Genomic DNA, 18,653 nt, shown 5'->3' with positions numbered 1-18,653 from the left:
TATCCGAATGAAACTGCGTCATTTGAATGATTCCGAGCTGTATGATTGCGTCATGGCATACTCTCCTGAAATCCGCGAAGCGGCCAAACGTCTCTATTTGCGACGTTGGACACCAGATGAAATAAGGGAAGAACTTGGGTTACCAAACACCCGAGTCATTTACTATTGGGCTGATAAATACAACTGGCGAGACATGCTTCGTGAAGAGGAAGTCGATGAAGCAATTGCCCGTCGTATCGTCATGTTAACCGACCTGGCAGAAAAGACGCCTAACCAACTTAAAGAACTCGACATGCTGATTGAAAAGCATGTGAAACTGAAGAAACAGCGAGTACTTCAACAAAAACAGGCCTCATCACCAAGTGATAGCAGCAATTCAGCGAAGAATGAGCAAAGCTCCAATAAGGGCAGCTCTAGTACTAAGAAGAAAGGCCGTAAGAAAAAGAATGATGTCAGCGAACTCACTGAGGCTGACTTCAAAACATGGCACGACAGCCTCTTTGCCTATCAACATGAAATGCGGAACAATCTGCATCAACGTATCCGCAACATCCTTAAGTCTCGCCAGATTGGTGCCACCTACTACTTTGCCGGTGAAGCATTAGAAAACGCCGTGCTGACGGGGGATCCTCAAATATTCCTGTCGGCCTCACGAGCCCAGGCGGAAGTATTCCGTAGTTACATCATCGCTATTGCCAAACAGTTCCTTGGGGTTGAGCTTTCCGGTAACCCAATTACACTTCATACCGCACATGGTGATGCCGAACTCAGGTTCCTCTCTACCAACAGCAATACGGCTCAGAGTTATCACGGCCATGTCTACATTGATGAGTATTTCTGGATACCTCAGTTTGAACGCCTAAACAAATTGGCTTCGGCCATGGCTACCCACAAGAAATGGCGTAAAACCTATTTCAGTACGCCATCAGCCAAGGGCCACCCTGCCTTTGGGTTCTGGACTGGCGACACCTGGAAGGGTGAAAAGAAAGATCGTCAAAACAAAGAATTTCCAAGCTTCGATGAGATGCGAGATGGTGGCCGCCAATGTCCAGATAGACAATGGCGTTACGTTGTTACCATCGAGGATGCGGCGAACGGTGGCTGTGACCTGTTTGACATCGACGAACTTCGCGACGAATACAGCGATGATGACTTCAAAAACTTGTTCATGTGCATCTTCGTTGATGATTCGCAGTCAGTCTTCAAGTTCTCACAACTGGAAGATTGCGGCGTTGATACCGCTAGCTGGCGAGACTTCAAACCGAAGAACGCCCGACCATTTGCCGCCCGAGAGGTATGGCTAGGCTATGACCCAGCCCGAACGCGTGACAACGCCACTCTGATCGTACTCGCCCCACCGCAGTTTGATGGTGAGAGGTTTAGAGTATTAGAAAAACACCACTGGCGTGGCCTCAACTTTCAGCACCACGTAGAGCAAATAAAACGTATCACTCAGCGCTATCACGTTACTTACATCGGCGTTGATATAACAGGGATTGGAGCTGGGGTATTTGATTTACTGCACAACCTATTCCCCAGAGAGGCCAAAGCCATTCATTACAGCGTGGACAGCAAAAACCGCCTGGTACTCAAAATGATTGATTTGGTTGAGAGCCAGCGTATTTGCTGGGATGCCGAGCACAAGGATATTGGTGCTTCATTCCTTTCCATCAAGCGCGGTGTTACTGGCAGCACTAACCAAATGACATTTAAAGCTGACCGAACTGAAAGCACCGGCCATGCCGACGCATTCTTTGCCATTGCGCACGCCGCCATCAATGAGCCTATTAACCACAATACGAAACGGAAGTCGTCATGGAAGACAATCGCAGCCTAACCAACAAATCATCTCAGACCATCGCCTTTAATATCGGTGAAACCTGGGACACTATCACTGGCCTTGATGCTCTGCACTGTATGGATGAAAGCGGAGGTATTTTCTTTGATGACTATAACGAGTTTTGGATTCCCCCACTCGACCGAACTTTGCTGCTAAAAATCAGTAAGTCGAACCCTTATCACGGACCTATCATTTTTAGCCGTAAAAACATGGCGGCTGAACTCATCCAACTTTCATCAGTTCTAAGCCGTGAAGACCTAGAAGCTGCGTTATACAACTTTCTTTTATTTGGTGACTGCCCACTACTAAAAATCCGTAACCGGCTAGGCAAAGTTACTCGATTGGTCACGCTTTCCAGCGTATGGATTAGGGTAAAGAAGAATGGAGATTTTGCTTACTTGCAGCGCAATGGCGAGCACCTTACCTATCGCAAAGAAGATGTGATCTTCATAAAGCAGTACGACCCATACCAACAAATCTATGGGGTGCCAGATTACATGGGCGGCTTACAGTCGGCCCAGCTGAATACGGATGCTACTTTATTCCGCCGCAAGTATTACAAGAACGGCGCCCACTGTGGGTTTATATTTTATGCTACCGACCCCAACCTAGACCCAGACAAACAGAAAGAGTTAGAAGAGTCGATGGCGGCCAGTAAAGGCGTGGGCAACTTCCGTTCTTTGTTTGTGAACATCCCAGATGGTAAGCCTGACGGTATCAAGATAATCCCTGTTGGGGACATCGCGACGAAAGATGACTTTACCAACATTAAGTCAGTCACCTCTCAAGACATGCTTGCTGCTCACCGATTTCCACCTGGGCTATCTGGCATTATTCCGGCTGGTACTTCTAGCTTTGGTGACCCATTGAAAAACGATGAAGCTTATAGAAAAAATGAGTCGATTCCATTAGCTAGAAAGTTAGTAGAAGCTATCAATCAAGATATTGATATTACGAAAAAACATTGTCTAAACTTACATACTTAACTGTACATAAAAACAGTATATAAGTTAGTATTAGAGTACTCCAACATCAACAGGGATATCTAACTATGGCTATGCGAATTCATTGTAAAGAATGCGGGAGCAAAGCAAGGATCGAGAAGACCAACTGGTTTTCAGCTACTTCTGCTGACTTGTACTGTTCGTGTAGTAACCCAGAATGTGGATTTAGGTTTGTGATGAGTCTGGGGTTTAGTCATAGACTATCACAAACAAACTCTAAAACTCCTTTAACCTAACTGTCTCAAAATCAAAGCGTCACCAATGCCTAAATTGTCTAACATTAATATTATTGAATAATAATAAAAATAGATAATAAATTATGAAAATTAGGCTTTCACTTGTATTTTCCTTATTAACATTAACTTCATGCGCAAATAATTATATCGAACTTGAAAATGATAAAAAGTTATACATAGCAAATAATGAATTAAGAACTCATGCAATATCAATATCAAAAGATGGTGAGCTTTTAGACAGTAGATTTTCACAAAATCATGGCAGCAAACAACTAATACCCAATACAAAAATAATAATTTCAAATAATCAAGAAGCCAATAAAGATATTATTGATAGTATGCATTCCATCTGCAAGAAAAAGTATATACAAGAACATGAAGGTAGATATATTACCGATATGATAAGTATGTACTTTTGCAATATAACTGAAAGCATATATAAGTTCAGCACTTTAAGTAAGGACGAAAAAAAATCTTTAGAGATAACTTGTAAAGATAATAAGAAGTTAGAAATACTCTTATATATACATGGAGGGTTAAATACCACGAAAGATTCTATCAATAGAGCTTATACTAAATCTGCAGATATAAAAAAAAGCTGTATTTACCCTATATTTATTAATTGGAAATCAGGTCCATTTACAACTTACAACGATCATTTATCTAGAATAAGACAAGGCGAAATATCAGATAGTGCAATATTTACCTCGCCTGTATACTTACTAACTGATTTGGCCAATTCAATTATTAATACACCTAAATCATGGGCAGTCGTAGGTTCTAACTCTTTTAATTCCACCATAGGTGCTAACTATACAAAATACCAATCTCCAGATTCGGAAACTGATGACTCTAAAGAAGAATCACAACCGTATGTCTTCTATACTAACAACGATAGTGAGTTTAGCTCAATCGGAAGGAGTTCATTATGGTTTCTAACTAGCCCTATTAAAATATTTACAACTCCTTTTGCATACACACTACCTAAACCCGCTTGGGATATGATGTTAAGAAGAACAAACACTCAATTCATAACTCCAAGTGATTTTACATCATTTAAAATTATTAACCCTTCTAACTCCAACAATACTGGCAATATTAAACCAGCTGGTAACAAAAAACCAAATATTAGAAATGGGAGAGGCATTTTAACAGAATTTATTACCTTTCTCTCCGATCATTTAAATGACAATAAACTTTATAAAGATAAGGAAATAGAAGTTACAGTGATTGGACATAGTATGGGGGCGATCGTTGTAAATAAATTAATTTCAATAAAACATGACCTTAAAATAAAAAACATCATTCACCTTGCCTCTGCAGACTCAATTGAAAACTTATTCACATCTGTAGTGCCATATCTACGAGATAATCCAAATACTCATTTCTATAGTTTAAGTTTACACCCAGAAAATGAGAATAGAGAAGTAACATGGAAAGGTGCTTTACCAAGTGGGAGCTTACTAGTTTGGATAGATGAGATGTATACAACTCCCGAATCAATTTTAGGAAAACGTTCTGGCCGTTGGGATAAAATGGAGAGAACCTTAAAGCTAATTCCAAAGGACAAGCAGATTGCTGAAAGAATGCACTTTAAGATCTATGGAATAAATGAAGCAAATTCAGCAAAGGGGATCATAAAATCACCGCAGAAACATGGTGAGTTTGGTGATACTGAATTTTGGTTAAAAGAAACATGGTGGACTGACTCAAACAATTAATATAAATGCAATAAAGCTAATCAATAGCACTTTAGATCATGCAATTTAGCATCAGCCAACAGCTCCCGCACCATCGCCAATTGGGTCGCATCAAGCGGCCCTTTCTTGTCTTCGACTACTAGCTTGATCAGGTACAAAGCCACTTCGGTACGATCTTCGCCGTATGTCTTTGCAGCTAAAGCCTCAACAATGAAATCAACTGCTTGCCAACTGATTGAGTGCGCCATCTTCATAACTCCTTGCGTAAAGCACTGTATGAATATACAGTATTATGTAAGCAGTTTACAGCACTGATAGGCAAAAAATTGACACAACCACCTGATTTTGATGAAGTTCTAATCAAAACACCGCGTTTAGAGATCTGTAATGGATGTCGAAGCCACCGATATTGCATCCAGGTTATGAGCACTCCTCCCCCTTGGAAGATGGCTTCTTCTCCCAAACCACACCCTGTTTGGCTTTGTGAGAGGTGCACTGATTTTCACGAACGACAGCCTTTCCGAGATTTTGCGAAGCAGCGTTCTCCGCGTTCTGTTTGATTTGTTCTTTAAGGGCCTTCAACCCTAGACCATCAAAACACATAGAGTTCGCTCCTCATTGTTGTAATTGGATAAGCAGCCCACCGGGCCGATATACAGGTTGGCCCCAACTCTTATGTACATGATCATAAACCTGCACATTGTTTGAATCCTCGACAAGCTTTTCCCAGCACAATCGGTACCTTGGGTTAAAGTGAGTCGCTTCACTTGGCCGGCCTTCAGGTACGGCCATTTCTATAAACTCATACATCAGGTATTCCCTATTTCTTTGAAGTCCAGTACTCCTTGCTTGGCGGGGTAAAGCCGCCTGCATGTACTGGGATGGATTTAATGATGTCGGCATAAGTCCGTTCTGGTTCCGGTTCTGGGATTTCTTCGTAGTCCCAACCCGGCCAGCCATCCTCATACTCTTCAACTACCTTCGAAATGCGAAGCTGCAGGCCGATATCCGTTTTATCGAGCCATACCTGCTCACCTTTGTTAGTTCTAATCTTGTCGCCCCTGGCGATAGCTGCTGCGCCACCTATATCAACCTCAATGCCATTCCGTTGAACATGGTTGAAAACAGTCCGTTTCACTTCGTTCAGTGGATCATTGAGATCCTCCGTACAGTTATTGACAGAACTCCAAGGGGCGCGGCTGTCGCCGCTTTTTGCAGACGCTGCACCTTTCTTAGCAATTACCCAACCATCGGCGCGCGATATCATGGTGAGATCGATGTGGTTGGTGATACCTTTTAACTTGGCAACGGCTTCCCCGTATTTGTTTTCCTGTGGTTTGTAGATAAGGCGCAATGGCTGTTCTTTACGGGGACAGAACAAACCGCCCATGGCTGCAATGAACATGCTCCAGCTACCGGAATCGGCCGCTACTCGGGCGACTTCCAGCAAGGGTTTCTCAGCTTTCAGCTCTAAGAATGATTTCACTGGCCGCTGATACTTCACACCAGCCTCTTTGGCCGCTGAGATACCCGCTTTGGTTTCCTCATCTTGTTCTAGCCGGCGCAACTCACGCCAGATAGAAACCGGAGGCCCACCTATCTGTTGAAACTGGCGAATCCCCCACTCACTCGCCCACCCTGTTACAGCTTCTGCTGTCACGTTGGCTGCCATACCGGCTTCTTCATCTTCTTCCACCTTAAAACCATCGACATTCTTAGCGATGTACTTGGCGATATAACCGGTGGCGCTCCCCTTTTCTGGGTCGATAGCTTTGTAGTCAAAGCGTGGGCTAATGCGTTTCGCGGTTTGCTCGATAAGGTCATGGTCAGTAATCGGAGAGAGCTGGCCTGTTTCTTTAACAAAGCAGCTAGCCCAGTAGCCAATATCGAAATGACTCACTCGTAGTTCAGAACGCTCTTCACGGGTAAAGTAGTCTGCTAACACAAAGCGAATCAGCTGCTCGTGCTCAGGGCGGAAGAAAAACAACATGTGCCAATGCGGTGTGCCATCGTGGTGTGGTTCACATACTCGAAAGCCAATGATTGGAAGGTGAAGGCGATTCAGCTTGGCACGCGCACGTGACCATACCTTACCTAGATATTGGTTAGTTTGTTTTGGGTTAGCACCAGCATACTTACGATTGCTGTGGGCCTTCCCTTTTTTGTCTTTAATAAAGGCGTGGTACTTACTGGGAGCCGTAGCAGTAAAGAACCCTCCCATTAAACCTTGTTCCTGCGCGATATCTTCAAAGCCGCGCATTCTTACCATTAACTCATGCCGGCGAATTTCAGGGTTAGATACAGATGCCTCAACAGCTTCTAACAAGGCAATCTCTTCACCTGTTATCTCGTTCTTTGCAATCATTTGTGCCAAAGCCCGCTTATTAGCAAGCTTGCGTTCTTTGTAATCACGCAAGCCAATACGGCTTAAATATGCTGAAACACCTTTGCGAACCTTACCGGCGATAATCCGGCAGTGTTCGCAAAAACGTTTGTAAGCGATTTCTAGTTTTCGAGCCCACCAATCATCGGAAATCAATCGAGCCATTTGGCTTGCCATCAAGACTTCTTGAACACGTTGCCCATATTGAGCTGGTGTTTCTCCCTTTTCAGGGGATATCGTCTGCATCGGTACGCCAACAGTGAAACCCCACTGATTGGGGATATTCATCATTTCTTCAAATACCGACTTCATAGAGGCGCCAGCCTCACTACCGGAAGACAGAATGTTGTGGCACTGAGCGGCAAGGTCATTGGCTAGTTTGCTACGCTTTACCTCATTACGAAGGTTTTCGATATACGTTGGAAACTGTGCGATGGCACTGGTGATCATTTGCACCTGGCGGCGTAGCCAGATATTGGCACTTCGGCTTTGGCCGTTGCGCTTTACATATTTCTCCCAGCGAAAGACGTATTGCTTGTAGAGGGAGCTGGCGAGATCACCAGGTAATGTAGAAACCAAGTTTTGAGCCCAGGTGGAATCATCCCGCCACAAGGCTGTGCGCCCTGGGCAGGAATCAATATAGGCTTTGGCTGGTTCTGGGTGGGTCGCTTCCATTACATTTTGCCACTGTCTGAAGCCCAAGCTAGGACATCACGTTTGGTACCCAGTACATCAACTCTTAGTCGCCTTGATACTCTATCAGTTGCACTCCCTGTGATAAGATTGTCTGACATGTGCCACCTACAAGGATTGTTCATGAAAACAGAACTAATTAACTCAGAAACAAAGCTCGCTATTGATAACCAACTTTCTGAATGGTTGCAGCTAAACGAAAAAGGAATTGATTCCGTTCCTTATAAAGCCGCTATTGTTGGTACAGATGGCAATGCATATCGAACCATTACTGTTAGCGGCCTTGATGGACTATTCAAACTATCGAATGACCTTTCGAGTTTTGGTCTAGTTGATTTACTAAAAGACAGTGCTCCTGTAAGGGGGTACGAAGCCATTTATGTGATGAAAGAAAAGTCTTAACATCTTCCTCTACAGCTTCATATTGGCCAGAACTTAGAGCTTTCCCGGCAGCTTTCAGTAACATGCTTCGTAATTCAGTTGAGTCATATTTCTTATCTACAAGCTGTACATATGACTCAACCAATTTCATGCACTCTTGTGTTGGCTTGAGTGCATTTTTGATTTCTTCTAAAAATGTCATACCTCAACAAACTCCTGTGCATCGACAATTAGAAAACCGCCTGCTCCGCTTCGCTTACGGATCACGCCGTTTCTTAGGTGCTCGCAATCGAACTTGGTGCATGCTTCAACAATGGCTTGCTGTTGAGTGTCTAAGTCACCCACTTCCATGTTCATCACTTCGCCGGTTTCATCATTTCGAATGATGCCGCCATCAGCACATAGGAATACCGCTAAGTAGTTCATGCGTTCTCCTTCTGAATGGCTTTGGCTTCGGCAATAACTGAGTTGCTGATATCGATTTGCCTTAGGGCATCAGCAGATGAGTAACGATGCTCTTCTAGGATGGGAACAAAGCAAACCATGCACTGAGTCATCTCGTTTAGGCGGTCGATAAGTTCTTGGTACATCTGCTCTTGTGTCATCATGCCGATACCTCGTTGAGTGAATTATTGAAGTGAAGTTCGTTGGTTTGCTGCCACCAGGTTTCAATTGCTGATGGCAGTGTGACCTGACGGTTGTGGGCAGCGGTAAAGAATAAACCGCGAATCGCGCCCAAGGCTTGGGTTTCAAGTTCGCTACCGTTTTCTGTGTTGTTGAATACACACATCCAGAACGCGAACCAGCCAGCGTAGATGTCGTCTTGGTCTATTAATGCAGGATCATGCGCAACATGGAGTGATTGGGCTTTTGCCGTATCCAAAGCAAACCACTCGCCAGTGACGTCTTCGATGTAGTTGAAGATGTTTACGAATACATCTTTCTGAGATGGACCAAGGCCGACCATATCTAAGGTTTGATTGAGTTCATCGGCCATCACCATGATATGACAGAGGCTCATGCTGCAGCCTCCAGCTTATCTTTTGCTTCAGCGATAAGCTCAAGCAGCTTGTCTTCGATTTCTAATAACTGCTGAAGTGGAGTGGCGTCGTCTTCAAAACTATTCCTATCTAGGTATACAGTCTTTCCATATAAGAGAACTGTCTCTGCTACTTCATAACTGTCTTCTCTTGAATTGACCGAAACACAAAAGGCAGAAGTATGCGCATAGAAGCCCAAATGTATATGGATGAACTTAATGTTGCTCAAAGCCAATGATGTAATTTCGCTGATGACATCTAAACAACCGCGTTCTTGGCTCATCTGCTCTGCAAAGGCTGTGCAGTCTTTTGCTAGTTTCTCGGCCTGTAATGCTAATTCACTTTTACCGTTTCCTTTCTTCATGGTGTTCTCCTAACCAAATGACTGCCCTTGTCGGGCTATTATCGAAACTCTTTTAATGAGCGATAAGCGAGTGGCTTAAGGGCATCTGCCAATGTGTTGATGGCTTGGTGAAGCTTCTTACGCTCGAATGGTGTTAGTTCATGGAGCTTCATTGGAATGTGGCGTTGCTTTAACCCCGCCGAGAAACATAAGGTGCGTTTTACTGACTCATCGAGGTTCTCGTAACTCAGCCCCGCCAGGCTTTTGCAATTGAGTAATTCATGACAGTGAGCTAGCGATTCTGATGCTGGCCTGGGGTATGACTGTTCAAGTTTTCGTGCTGCGTTTCCCATGGTTATCTCCTTATGAAAGACCCGGTAGTGCCATTGAACCAAACGCGTCGACCGCACAGGAAAGCACTGGTACAGCTTGAAACTTGCCTTCGACTTCATTCATTAGCATGACAAGTTCACGAACGGCGCATTGCGCGCGCTTCACGACTTGTTCTTTGGTGCGGCGATTAACTCGATTGGTGGCATTGATTTGCAAGGTGTGAGCACTGAGCTCACCGGTGGCTGAAGAAATCTCTAACATGCGATCAGTTAAAGATGTTGTTGCTTGCTCTGCGGTGGCAGCTGGCAATGGAACCGCGGTTAGGTTGAGTTCCCTTAATAGGCCATCGACCAAGCTGGTATCCATTTTCCCTGTATCAGGGTTATAGGTTGCTTTGGTGAGTAGCAGCAGCTCTTCAGCGAAAAGCTTATGGGGTTTGTTGGCATCTAACTTATTGCACTGCATTTGAGCATCCAAACCGAACTTTGCAGCCAGATGCTTAATGACATGCGTGTTGCTGAAGGTGGTGCAAGCGTTGAGGAACGCTGTATGTTTTGGACATTCATTTGCAGACATAGTGGGCTCCTATCCCAATTGCTATATTCAAATGACTTAGTTAAAACACATATGAATCCGCTTCTCGCATTAGGGCAACCATGTTGATGAGCGGTTTTTCTTTGGGTTTGCCCGGTGTTTTAGGACGGATAGGGAGCTTTCCTTCATGAAGCATTTTGTTGACCTGCCCAATTGTTATCCCTGTGATATCAGAGAACTTTTGTACTGTGACAAAGGGGGCAAGTGGTGCACTAAAGACTATTGAAGTTGATTCCATGGTGGTATCCTTATCTGTTAGTTCTCATTCAGCTTGAGTCAATTGCTTACCATTTAATTCATTTGACTCATATCTATATGGTGGATCGTCAATGGAATTAAGTCAACAAAAAATTGAGCCTTTTGATTATCAAGGGGGCGCCGACTTCATCAATAGACTTAAAGAAGTGTATTCAGTGAGTCATAGGATGGATCTCTCAAACATCATTGGTGTATCCAATGGAACAATGTCTACATGGAGAACACGTAACCAAACACCGTTTGAGATCGCTGTACGAGTACATCTTGCTTCAGGTGTTTCTCTTAAGTGGCTATTACTTGGTGAGGGGGATATGTATGACTCGAGCAAACCTAGCATTTCAAATGACAAAGTTGAGCTACCCTACTTCCTGCTAGATAACGGTGAATTGCTAGATAAAGGCAAGATGTTCTTTGATCCGCAGTTCCTGGAAGGAATGCCTGATGCTGAACACTTGATGCTGGTCGAGCATGAAGGAAAGAAGCTGTTTGTGGATACGAGCAATACGAAGGTAATTAGTGGAAAGTATCTCGTCGAATTCGATAAAATAAAAACGATCCTTGAGCTACATAGAGTTCCTGGGGAAAAAGTAGTATTTAACTTTGATAAAAATAGTTTTGACATTTCAATTAATAATATTGAAATATTAGGCCAAATTTTTGATATTGATGACTAAAAATATGAAAAAAATGGAACATTCTCAGTACATTAATGCAATTACCATAGACAAATTTGAAGAAGAAAACTTTAATAACGAATCATTAAACAGTCAATCATTGACAAACCTAAAAACAGTTAATTTGTTTGTTGGTGCAAATAATAGTGGCAAGAGCAGACTTATTAGACATATCTACAAAAACAAAATATTATCTATTGATTCAGATTCATTGCAACTTGAATCTTATAAAAGCCATGTGGTTGAAAATATTAAAAAAATAAAGGATGAGAGTTATATAAACCCGGAAGATTATTTGCATAATACACTGAACGAACTTGCAGTTTCAACAGCTGAATCAATTGATAGCGGCCATTTTTGTAATATTAAAAAAGAAATTGATGAATTCATAATGACTGCCGGAGAAGGCCTCAGCTTCTCTAATAGAAAGGATGAGTCTACATACTATAAGGAAATATTTAAAGATTTAGATGAACACATTGAATTTGAATTTATTAAACCAATAGAAATAATCTTTAACAAATGTTACCTGCCAATATTAAGAGGACTTAGGCCGTTAAACAATCTGAAAGAAGATGATGAGCATATTGATCTTAACTTAAAGAGAACAATCGATGATTATGATTTAAGTTGTAGCCATAATGAAAAAAATAAATTCATATCAAATATAATAAAAAACAATCGTATTAAAAATATCATTTTCACAGGTTACTCTATATACTCAGATTTAGTTGAACTGCTAATGGGAGGGTATGAGAAACGTAGTAAGCTAGAAAATTATGAATACTACCTATCAAAAAACTTCTTTAAAAATGAAAAAGTTACTTTAAGTCCAATAGAAGGCAAAGATGTAGTAAGTATCAAAATTGGAAATGCTGATGAACGTCCTATTTATGAGCTTGGTGATGGTTTACAAACAGTTATTATAATTACCTTTCCTGTATTTACAGCCCCAAGGCCTACATTATTTTTTATTGAAGAGCCAGAAACACATTTACACGCAGGTTATCAGCGCGGTCTTATTGAAACACTCGCGTCACAAACTGAGCATAAATTTTTCATTTCAACGCACTCTAATCACATTATTGATATCGTACAAGAGCGTGATGACATATCCATTCAAAGAGTTTTTCAAAAAATAGAAGATGATAAACACATCACATGCATTGATAGTTTATCCAAAGAAGCAGAATTGCTATATGACTTAGGCGTAAGGCCTTCATCCGTTTTTCTTGCAAATTGTTCTATATGGGTCGAAGGAATCACTGACAAATTATACTTACGAGAGTATATGAAGAAGTATATTTGTAAACTTCAGGAGAATGATAAAAAAAACAAGCTTAAAAATCTAAAAGAAGACCTTCATTATATTTTTACAGAATATCAAGGTAGCAATATTACACACTGGTATTTTGGTGAAGATGAAAATTATGAAGAAGAAACTACCTCTGCAAGAAAACTCTGCTCAAAAGCATTTTTACTTGCAGATGGTGATATACAAGCTAAAGGTAAAAGAGTTGAAGAACTAAAAAGAGATCTTAATGATAGCTTTAAACTATTGGATTTCAAGGAAATAGAAAACTACATTCCAGAAGCTATATTAAAGTTAGCTTGTAATGAGTTATGGAATAGCTTTAACTCTAAAGGTGAATCAAAATTCAACCTAGATGCAATTAATCAAGATGATTACGCTAATATGACTGGAATTGGCGCTTATCTTGAAACCTTTGTTTCTTCACAACCAAGTGATCGTAAATTCTTCGAGAGTAATAGTGGAACTATAAAAGATAAAGTGAAACTTTGCCGTATTGCAACCAGAATGATGAATGAACGAGATGACTGGGAACTTACACCACAACTTAGTGAGCTTTGTGAAAGTATTTACGCTCATATTCTAAGGTGCAATTATGGCTGATTTCGAAATTGGTAAAATTTATCACCGAAAATCTGAGATTCATGGACCTTATAAAGGCCAAGCCCAGGGTGGAATCTCTACCCCATCTGATTTCGATGTCATTTTCATCTTTACTGGTGATGGTGGTGAGCAGCATGGCTATGCTGACCACTTCACTGAAGAAGGCATTTTTCATTACACCGGCGAAGGCCAAGTCGGTGATATGGAAATGGTCCGCGGTAACAAGGCTATTCGTGATAGTGGGAAAACTGGCCGCATTATTCATGTTTTCGAGTACGTAAAGAAAGCTTACGTTCGCTACAACGGTAAAGCCGAATGCATAGGCTATCACGAAGAACAGAAGCCTGACCGCGAAGGCAATATGCGTAATGCTTTTGTTTTCCACCTTATGATGAATAGCTCAGATGAAGCAGTTATAGAACCAACTAGCCTAACGTCTGAAGTTGAAAGTGATAAGGCAACCAAGGAAGTTAAGAAAAAGCTTCGTAAGCTGAAATCGCTGGAAGACCTGCGAGAAGCTGCGCTTCAAACATCACCTAAAACTTCTACGGAATCTGAGAGAAAAGTTGTTAACTACTACCGTTCGGAAGCTTTGAAAGCTTATGTTCTAGCAAGATCTGGTGGTAAATGTGAAGGTTGTGGCGACGATGCACCATTTAAATCAAAGAAAGGTCCTTACCTAGAACCGCACCATGTTCATCGCCTAGCTGACGGTGGCCCCGATCACCCTAAGAACGTTATTGCTGTTTGCCCCAACTGCCATCGCCGAGCCCACTACTCTATCGATGCCGTTGAGTACAACAATAGCCTGATTGAAAAGCTGAGTCATATAGAAAAATAAGCCGCGAAAGCGGCTTATTTATTTAGAGGTAAAACTAATCTTTATCTAATTCAGCTGCGATTTCATAACCGACAACTATTGCAAGAGACAATAATAAAAAGTTCATATCACTCTCCTCCTTTGTGAGGTAGATTTCTCCTAGCATATTTACCTATTTCTTGGGCTGTTTCTTTATCAGTCGCATCTTTAACTACATGGTATGTAGTTGCCCCAATAGCAAGGCCTGATATGACTGTAATAACGTCAGCCGTGATTTTGCTAATTAAAATAGTTATAAGCATAGTTAATCCTAATAAATTACAGTATTAGATATTGCTAAAAAGCAACAAATGGTAACCACATGAAATTCATGCAGCATGGTAACGCTCGCATTATGCAAACGAAAAGAATACCATCGATTATCTATACTGGTTTATCATGCGGAGAGTATCGTACCGCTATATGTAGCTAGTAAAAGGCCTTAAGAGAAATAGGCAGGAATGCAATGTACTCTTTATTAATAAAAATATATTTAGCATTTGAAAGACTGGTTCAGCAATACTAAACCTTACTCATTAGTGACTTTAGTTTGATAAAGTCTGTTACGCAAATTTTTTTCACTCATACATGAAGTCTTCACAATACGATTTGATATAAGCATGAATCACGAGCTTACCTGCGGGTTCTCGTCGATGTCCCAATTGTTTTAAGGTTTCAAGCACTTTACTAGTAATCTCTTGATTAGTTGTGCCATTGTCAACCCTGTAAGCTGCCTCTTGGTATATAGCCCTTTGCCCTTCCATACCATCAACAACACCAAGGATATAGATCATTGCATATTGAAAACCCCTATCCCCTTGCTCACTAATAGCAATAAGCTTGTCTGTTTTCATGCCTGTCCAGGCAACTTCTTGAGTATGCGCGCTGGCCGAAAGAACGATGGAAAGCAGCAAAAATATCATCTTCATCATTACGCCACCAATATCGCTCGTCCATCAACACTCACCTGAAGTAGCCCACACTCAGACACTAACCATTCTTCATTTCTACCAAGCATTTTCAAAATCCATCTGATCATAATTGCCCCCTTAGCCTAACTTGATAGAAGCAGTGAAATGCCAGAATTAGTAATGATTTCATGTGATTTGCGTGATATTGCACAGCATAAAAAAGCTTTAAGCATATGAATTACATAAAAGAGAGAGGCTTCTTGTATGGCTTTGCATATTGAAGCCTTAGTATCACAAGGGTTAATATTCACCAAAACATGACAAAGGTGAATTTTTATGAACAAAAGAGCGCTTCTACCGGCATTATTATGCGCCTTTACAAGTTCTTCTTTTGCTTCTGACTGGGATACTCGTACTGTAACTTGGACTGAAGAAAATCCGCTGAGCACACTTACATTCATGATGAAAGGTGAAGACATTGAAACTATTAAGGTTGTTGGTGCAGAGATCTCACACTCTAAGCAAGGAACTCAACGCCTTTACTTAAGCTTCATAGAAATAGCTAATGATAATTCTTGCGATCCTCAAAATACGCCTGACAACGTCGTTGTTCGTGTAAACGGCCAACCGATTAATATGCACCAAGCTTGTGAATTAGCGGACGGTATGGCTCTGATTCAAACAACAGCCTTATCTGACAAGGGAGTAGAGTTCATGATGAATGCGTTTAGTAACTCACCAGATACTGTACAAGTTGAATACCGCTCTTTCAAAGCTGATGTTTCTGCTGTTGGCTTTACTAAATCTTGGAATCAAAGTGGCGGCGACGCGCTTTAATGGCCTGATTAGAATTGATGAGGAAGCCTAACTCAAACAGGCTTCCACAATTAACAAACTTCATCTAGTTAATAAGTAAATTATTACTCCAAATCCACTTACAACTAAAAGAGAAAGTACTGCTAATGATATGGATAGCATCTGTACTTTCTTTTCTAAATTGCTTACATCAACACTTGATTGATAAACTGCTTTTTCATGTTTATCTGGTGTATATTTCATTGCTTCGCTTGCAATTAGACCACCTGCGGCACCACCAAAAGCTGTTGACGATAACAAAATTATCAATTTATATGATGGGTCTAACAATTCCGAAATCTGAACATCAGTTTTTTGTTCGGCTACAAATACGGCTAAAATAGTTGAAAACGCCACTCCGTTGAGTAGCATCATAAAGCCTTTTTTAATATGAGGCTGATTTAACCATATTGTTGACTTAATAATAAGAGTAAAACTAAAAACCAATAGGATTAACATTACTTCCAATTGATTAAATTTTAATCCTGCAACTAGAGCGAGTATATATATAGCCCAGCCTGAAGCAAGGATCTTCATGTCGTCCCTTTTATAAAAATCATCCTTCATTATTAATCCCTTATCTATAAATCAAACTCATTTCTGTGATATGACAAACATTTAACTGATGGCCATTCACTAGCATCTTTTGGTAGTTTAATTTTTTGGGTTGAAAGCTCTTCATAAACCGTCCCCATAAGGCTGTCATTAACAATCACTGTAAAGTTAGATTCATCTATAGCAATTAAGCCTAAATCCCATAGAGTATGGATATCTGCCCTTAACAATATTCCATTAGTAATATGGTTAGATTCCTCTCCGTTGTAAGGGGTGATATGAGCGGCTTCCAATACACTTTCAACGTTTGTTCCAGTGATTGCACACGCACCACCATAGGCACGAATTAGCGAGTTCCTAAATCGCTTTTGTCCTCTTCGCTTACAGATACTCTGGAAAGTTTTCTCACGCCCATCTTCTGTCGAGCTTGGTTCATAACCTTCTGTTTTATTGTCAATACCTTCCAACTGAGTTTGGTACTGGCCATCTGTGTAGGCTGTATTAACTTTTCCTTGGGCACTAAAGCCATCAATTTTAAAATACCCATCCTTCCACTCACTGATTAATCCTACCCCTTTTACCAAGTAGGTCACTTTCTGTGGTTTCTTAGTTTGCTGTATCACTACAGCGACAGGTACTTTATCTTCCATGCATTTCAACAAACCTCTATTTGTTGCAAACTTATCACGCTCACTTGGCTCATGACCTTCTTGAAAGTAGTAATAGGTCCAAGTTCCATCTCCATGATCAACCGGAGTTCTATCAGCATAAGGACCATTAATTATTTGCTTTACAGAAAGCGCGTACTTACTTTCAGCAGGCTTGTAGATACCTTTCGGTATCATAGCAATCATGAAGTCTTTACGATTTAGCTCACTCCAGGGAACAATTTCGCCTGCATGATCTGCAGCCCACTGCAACCGCTTTAGATGTGATTCTTCAAGGTTAGGGTAAACAGCTTTATCTAACTGCATGAAATGTCCCCTTGTTTCTATTTGCACCAATAGACATTGATTTGAATGGAATTGCATATATGATAACTGTATGAACATACAGGGTAAAGGGTAATGGCGGTTAGAAAACAAAAAGATGGGAGCTGGATGTGCGAATGCTACCCTCATGGCCGACAAGGAAAACGAGTAAGAAAGAAGTTCGCGACTAAAGGTGAAGCAACTGCTTTTGAACGCTACACGTTACGTGAAGCTGAAGATAAGCCTTGGCTTGGCACTGCTGACGACAAGCGCCGGCTGTCTGACCTTATCGATCTTTGGTATCACTACCACGGCAAGAATATAAAAACCGGTAAGATGTACCTCAAGATGCTACAGAACATCTGCCAGCAAATGGGCAACCCTATTGCTGCCAAATGCAAAGCGAAGGATTACACCGAATACCGGGCTAACCGTACCAACATCCTAATGGGTGATGGACGTTCTATTGCAGCCCAAACTCAGAACCTGGAGCTGACTTTACTCAAGGCTGTGTTCAATGAGCTTATTCGTATTAAAGAATGGCCGCTACCTAACCCGTTTGCTGATGTGAAGAAAATTAGGGTTGATGAATCTGAACTTGCTTTCCTTTCCCCCGAAGAAATTCGTACCCTGCTTGATTACGTCGGTACCCAGAACAATCCGGAAGACATGACCAACGTAATAAAGGTGTGCCTGGCTACCGGAGCTCGCATTATGGAGGCGGCGAACCTCAAAGGCTCTCAACTCTCCAAGTACAAAATCACTTTCACCAATACCAAAGGGAAGCGTAATCGTACCGTGCCTATCTCAGCCGAACTATACGATGCTATCCACAAGCCTGGTAATGGCCCTCTTTTCTCTGTTAACTACTTTCCTGTTTATATGCGATTACGCAAATGCTTTCCTGAACTCCCTAAAGGACAAGCTACCCATGTGCTCCGCCATACCTTCGCCAGCCACTTTATGATGAATGGAGGAAACATCTTGGTGCTGCAGCGAATCCTTGGTCATCGCGACATAAAACAGACTATGGTTTACAGCCATTTCTCGCCTGATCACCTTCAAGATGCTGTCACTAAGAACCCTCTTAACTGCCTGTAATTAAGCA

Annotated in this window: 23 protein-coding genes; 10 read left to right on the top strand and 13 right to left on the bottom strand. The window is 41.5% G+C overall.

The genetic code is table 11. The features are described 5' to 3' along the window. The first annotated feature begins 52 nt into the window (after positions 1–52). From C9J01_RS08190 to C9J01_RS08175, 4 genes are all read left to right on the top strand, one after another. Positions 53–1,837 carry a terminase large subunit domain-containing protein gene (locus tag C9J01_RS08190; RefSeq protein WP_107297651.1) on the top strand — a complete coding sequence of 595 codons (1,785 nt, stop codon included), beginning with the start codon at positions 53–55 and terminating at the stop codon, positions 1,835–1,837. Then, positions 1,816–2,826, top strand: a complete 1,011-nt coding sequence (locus C9J01_RS08185; protein WP_201797812.1) for a phage portal protein — start codon at positions 1,816–1,818, stop codon at positions 2,824–2,826. The genes C9J01_RS08190 and C9J01_RS08185 overlap by 22 nt, the downstream gene beginning before the upstream one ends. Before the next feature lie 65 nt (positions 2,827–2,891). Beyond that, the gene (locus C9J01_RS08180) at positions 2,892–3,080 is read left to right on the top strand and encodes an ogr/Delta-like zinc finger family protein (RefSeq protein WP_419686521.1); all 189 of its coding nucleotides are present in this window, start codon (positions 2,892–2,894) and stop codon (positions 3,078–3,080) included. Positions 3,081–3,163: 83 nt separating this feature from the next. After that, positions 3,164–4,801 carry a hypothetical protein gene (locus tag C9J01_RS08175; protein ID WP_107297650.1) on the top strand — a complete coding sequence of 546 codons (1,638 nt, stop codon included), beginning with the start codon at positions 3,164–3,166 and terminating at the stop codon, positions 4,799–4,801. A gap of 20 nt (positions 4,802–4,821) precedes the next feature. Here C9J01_RS08175 and C9J01_RS08170 read toward each other — a convergent pair whose 3' ends face one another. Next, the gene (locus tag C9J01_RS08170; RefSeq protein WP_107297649.1) at positions 4,822–5,028 is read right to left on the bottom strand and encodes a hypothetical protein; all 207 of its coding nucleotides are present in this window, start codon (positions 5,026–5,028) and stop codon (positions 4,822–4,824) included. A 572-nt stretch (positions 5,029–5,600) separates the two neighbouring features. Next, positions 5,601–7,838: a replication endonuclease gene (locus C9J01_RS08155; RefSeq protein WP_107297646.1), complete on the bottom strand. Its 2,238-nt coding sequence runs from the start codon at positions 7,836–7,838 to the stop codon at positions 5,601–5,603. 141 nt (positions 7,839–7,979) lie between these two features. On the opposite strand from C9J01_RS08155, the gene C9J01_RS08150 reads away from it, so the two are divergent. Beyond that, positions 7,980–8,258, top strand: a complete 279-nt coding sequence (locus C9J01_RS08150) for a hypothetical protein (RefSeq protein ID WP_107297645.1) — start codon at positions 7,980–7,982, stop codon at positions 8,256–8,258. 177 nt (positions 8,259–8,435) lie between these two features. Here the strand turns inward: C9J01_RS08150 and C9J01_RS08145 are convergent, their stop codons facing one another. The 7 genes from C9J01_RS08145 to C9J01_RS08115 are packed head-to-tail and all read right to left on the bottom strand — an operon-like array spanning position 8,436 to position 10,785. After that, the gene (locus tag C9J01_RS08145; RefSeq protein WP_107297644.1) at positions 8,436–8,663 is read right to left on the bottom strand and encodes a hypothetical protein; all 228 of its coding nucleotides are present in this window, start codon (positions 8,661–8,663) and stop codon (positions 8,436–8,438) included. Next, entirely contained in the window at positions 8,660–8,845 is a 186-nt protein-coding gene (locus tag C9J01_RS08140) for a hypothetical protein (RefSeq protein ID WP_107297643.1), read from the bottom strand. Before C9J01_RS08140 ends, C9J01_RS08145 begins: the two co-directional genes overlap by 4 nt. After that, positions 8,842–9,258: a hypothetical protein gene (locus C9J01_RS08135; protein ID WP_107297642.1), complete on the bottom strand. Its 417-nt coding sequence runs from the start codon at positions 9,256–9,258 to the stop codon at positions 8,842–8,844. The genes C9J01_RS08140 and C9J01_RS08135 overlap by 4 nt, the downstream gene beginning before the upstream one ends. After that, a complete protein-coding gene (locus C9J01_RS08130) occupies positions 9,255–9,641 on the bottom strand; it encodes a hypothetical protein (protein WP_107297641.1) in 387 nt (128 codons plus the stop codon). Before C9J01_RS08130 ends, C9J01_RS08135 begins: the two co-directional genes overlap by 4 nt. Positions 9,642–9,679: 38 nt before the next feature. Continuing rightward, the gene (locus C9J01_RS08125) at positions 9,680–9,973 is read right to left on the bottom strand and encodes a hypothetical protein (protein ID WP_107297640.1); all 294 of its coding nucleotides are present in this window, start codon (positions 9,971–9,973) and stop codon (positions 9,680–9,682) included. Positions 9,974–9,983: 10 nt separating this feature from the next. After that, on the bottom strand, positions 9,984–10,529 hold the full coding sequence (locus C9J01_RS08120) for a phage regulatory CII family protein (protein WP_107297639.1): 546 nt from the start codon (positions 10,527–10,529) through the stop codon (positions 9,984–9,986). Positions 10,530–10,569: 40 nt separating this feature from the next. Continuing rightward, the gene (locus C9J01_RS08115; protein ID WP_107297638.1) at positions 10,570–10,785 is read right to left on the bottom strand and encodes a DNA-binding protein; all 216 of its coding nucleotides are present in this window, start codon (positions 10,783–10,785) and stop codon (positions 10,570–10,572) included. A gap of 91 nt (positions 10,786–10,876) precedes the next feature. On the opposite strand from C9J01_RS08115, the gene C9J01_RS08110 reads away from it, so the two are divergent. The 3 genes from C9J01_RS08110 to C9J01_RS08100 are packed head-to-tail and all read left to right on the top strand — an operon-like array spanning position 10,877 to position 14,235. Next, positions 10,877–11,479, top strand: a complete 603-nt coding sequence (locus C9J01_RS08110; RefSeq protein WP_107297637.1) for a phage repressor protein CI — start codon at positions 10,877–10,879, stop codon at positions 11,477–11,479. A gap of 4 nt (positions 11,480–11,483) precedes the next feature. Beyond that, positions 11,484–13,394, top strand: coding sequence for an AAA family ATPase (locus tag C9J01_RS08105; RefSeq protein ID WP_158264510.1), 1,911 nt, complete (start codon positions 11,484–11,486; stop codon positions 13,392–13,394). Next, the gene (locus tag C9J01_RS08100; protein ID WP_107297635.1) at positions 13,387–14,235 is read left to right on the top strand and encodes an HNH endonuclease; all 849 of its coding nucleotides are present in this window, start codon (positions 13,387–13,389) and stop codon (positions 14,233–14,235) included. The genes C9J01_RS08105 and C9J01_RS08100 overlap by 8 nt, the downstream gene beginning before the upstream one ends. A 107-nt stretch (positions 14,236–14,342) precedes the next feature. Here C9J01_RS08100 and C9J01_RS29605 read toward each other — a convergent pair whose 3' ends face one another. Together C9J01_RS29605 and C9J01_RS08095 are read right to left on the bottom strand one after the other, a co-directional pair. Further along, entirely contained in the window at positions 14,343–14,516 is a 174-nt protein-coding gene (locus tag C9J01_RS29605; RefSeq protein ID WP_158264509.1) for a hypothetical protein, read from the bottom strand. Positions 14,517–14,831: 315 nt separating this feature from the next. Then, positions 14,832–15,185, bottom strand: a complete 354-nt coding sequence (locus C9J01_RS08095) for a Rap1a family protein (protein WP_107297634.1) — start codon at positions 15,183–15,185, stop codon at positions 14,832–14,834. A gap of 315 nt (positions 15,186–15,500) precedes the next feature. Here C9J01_RS08095 and C9J01_RS08090 point away from each other — a divergent pair, with 315 nt between their 5' ends. Then, complete coding sequence (locus tag C9J01_RS08090; protein ID WP_107297633.1) at positions 15,501–16,001, top strand: hypothetical protein; 501 nt, start codon at positions 15,501–15,503, stop codon at positions 15,999–16,001. Positions 16,002–16,061: 60 nt separating this feature from the next. On the opposite strand, the gene C9J01_RS08085 is transcribed toward C9J01_RS08090, so the two are convergent. Together C9J01_RS08085 and C9J01_RS08080 are read right to left on the bottom strand one after the other, a co-directional pair. Then, positions 16,062–16,586 carry a hypothetical protein gene (locus C9J01_RS08085; protein WP_107297632.1) on the bottom strand — a complete coding sequence of 175 codons (525 nt, stop codon included), beginning with the start codon at positions 16,584–16,586 and terminating at the stop codon, positions 16,062–16,064. A gap of 14 nt (positions 16,587–16,600) precedes the next feature. Next, entirely contained in the window at positions 16,601–17,548 is a 948-nt protein-coding gene (locus C9J01_RS08080) for an HNH endonuclease (protein WP_201797811.1), read from the bottom strand. Positions 17,549–17,641: 93 nt separating this feature from the next. Here C9J01_RS08080 and C9J01_RS08075 point away from each other — a divergent pair, with 93 nt between their 5' ends. Continuing rightward, a complete protein-coding gene (locus C9J01_RS08075; protein WP_107297630.1) occupies positions 17,642–18,646 on the top strand; it encodes a phage integrase in 1,005 nt (334 codons plus the stop codon). Positions 18,647–18,653: the final 7 nt, after the last annotated feature.

This window comes from Photobacterium rosenbergii (assembly GCF_003026455.1).
GTDB classification, from domain to species: domain Bacteria; phylum Pseudomonadota; class Gammaproteobacteria; order Enterobacterales; family Vibrionaceae; genus Photobacterium; species Photobacterium rosenbergii.
This window is presented reverse-complemented; position numbering and strand designations above follow the sequence as displayed.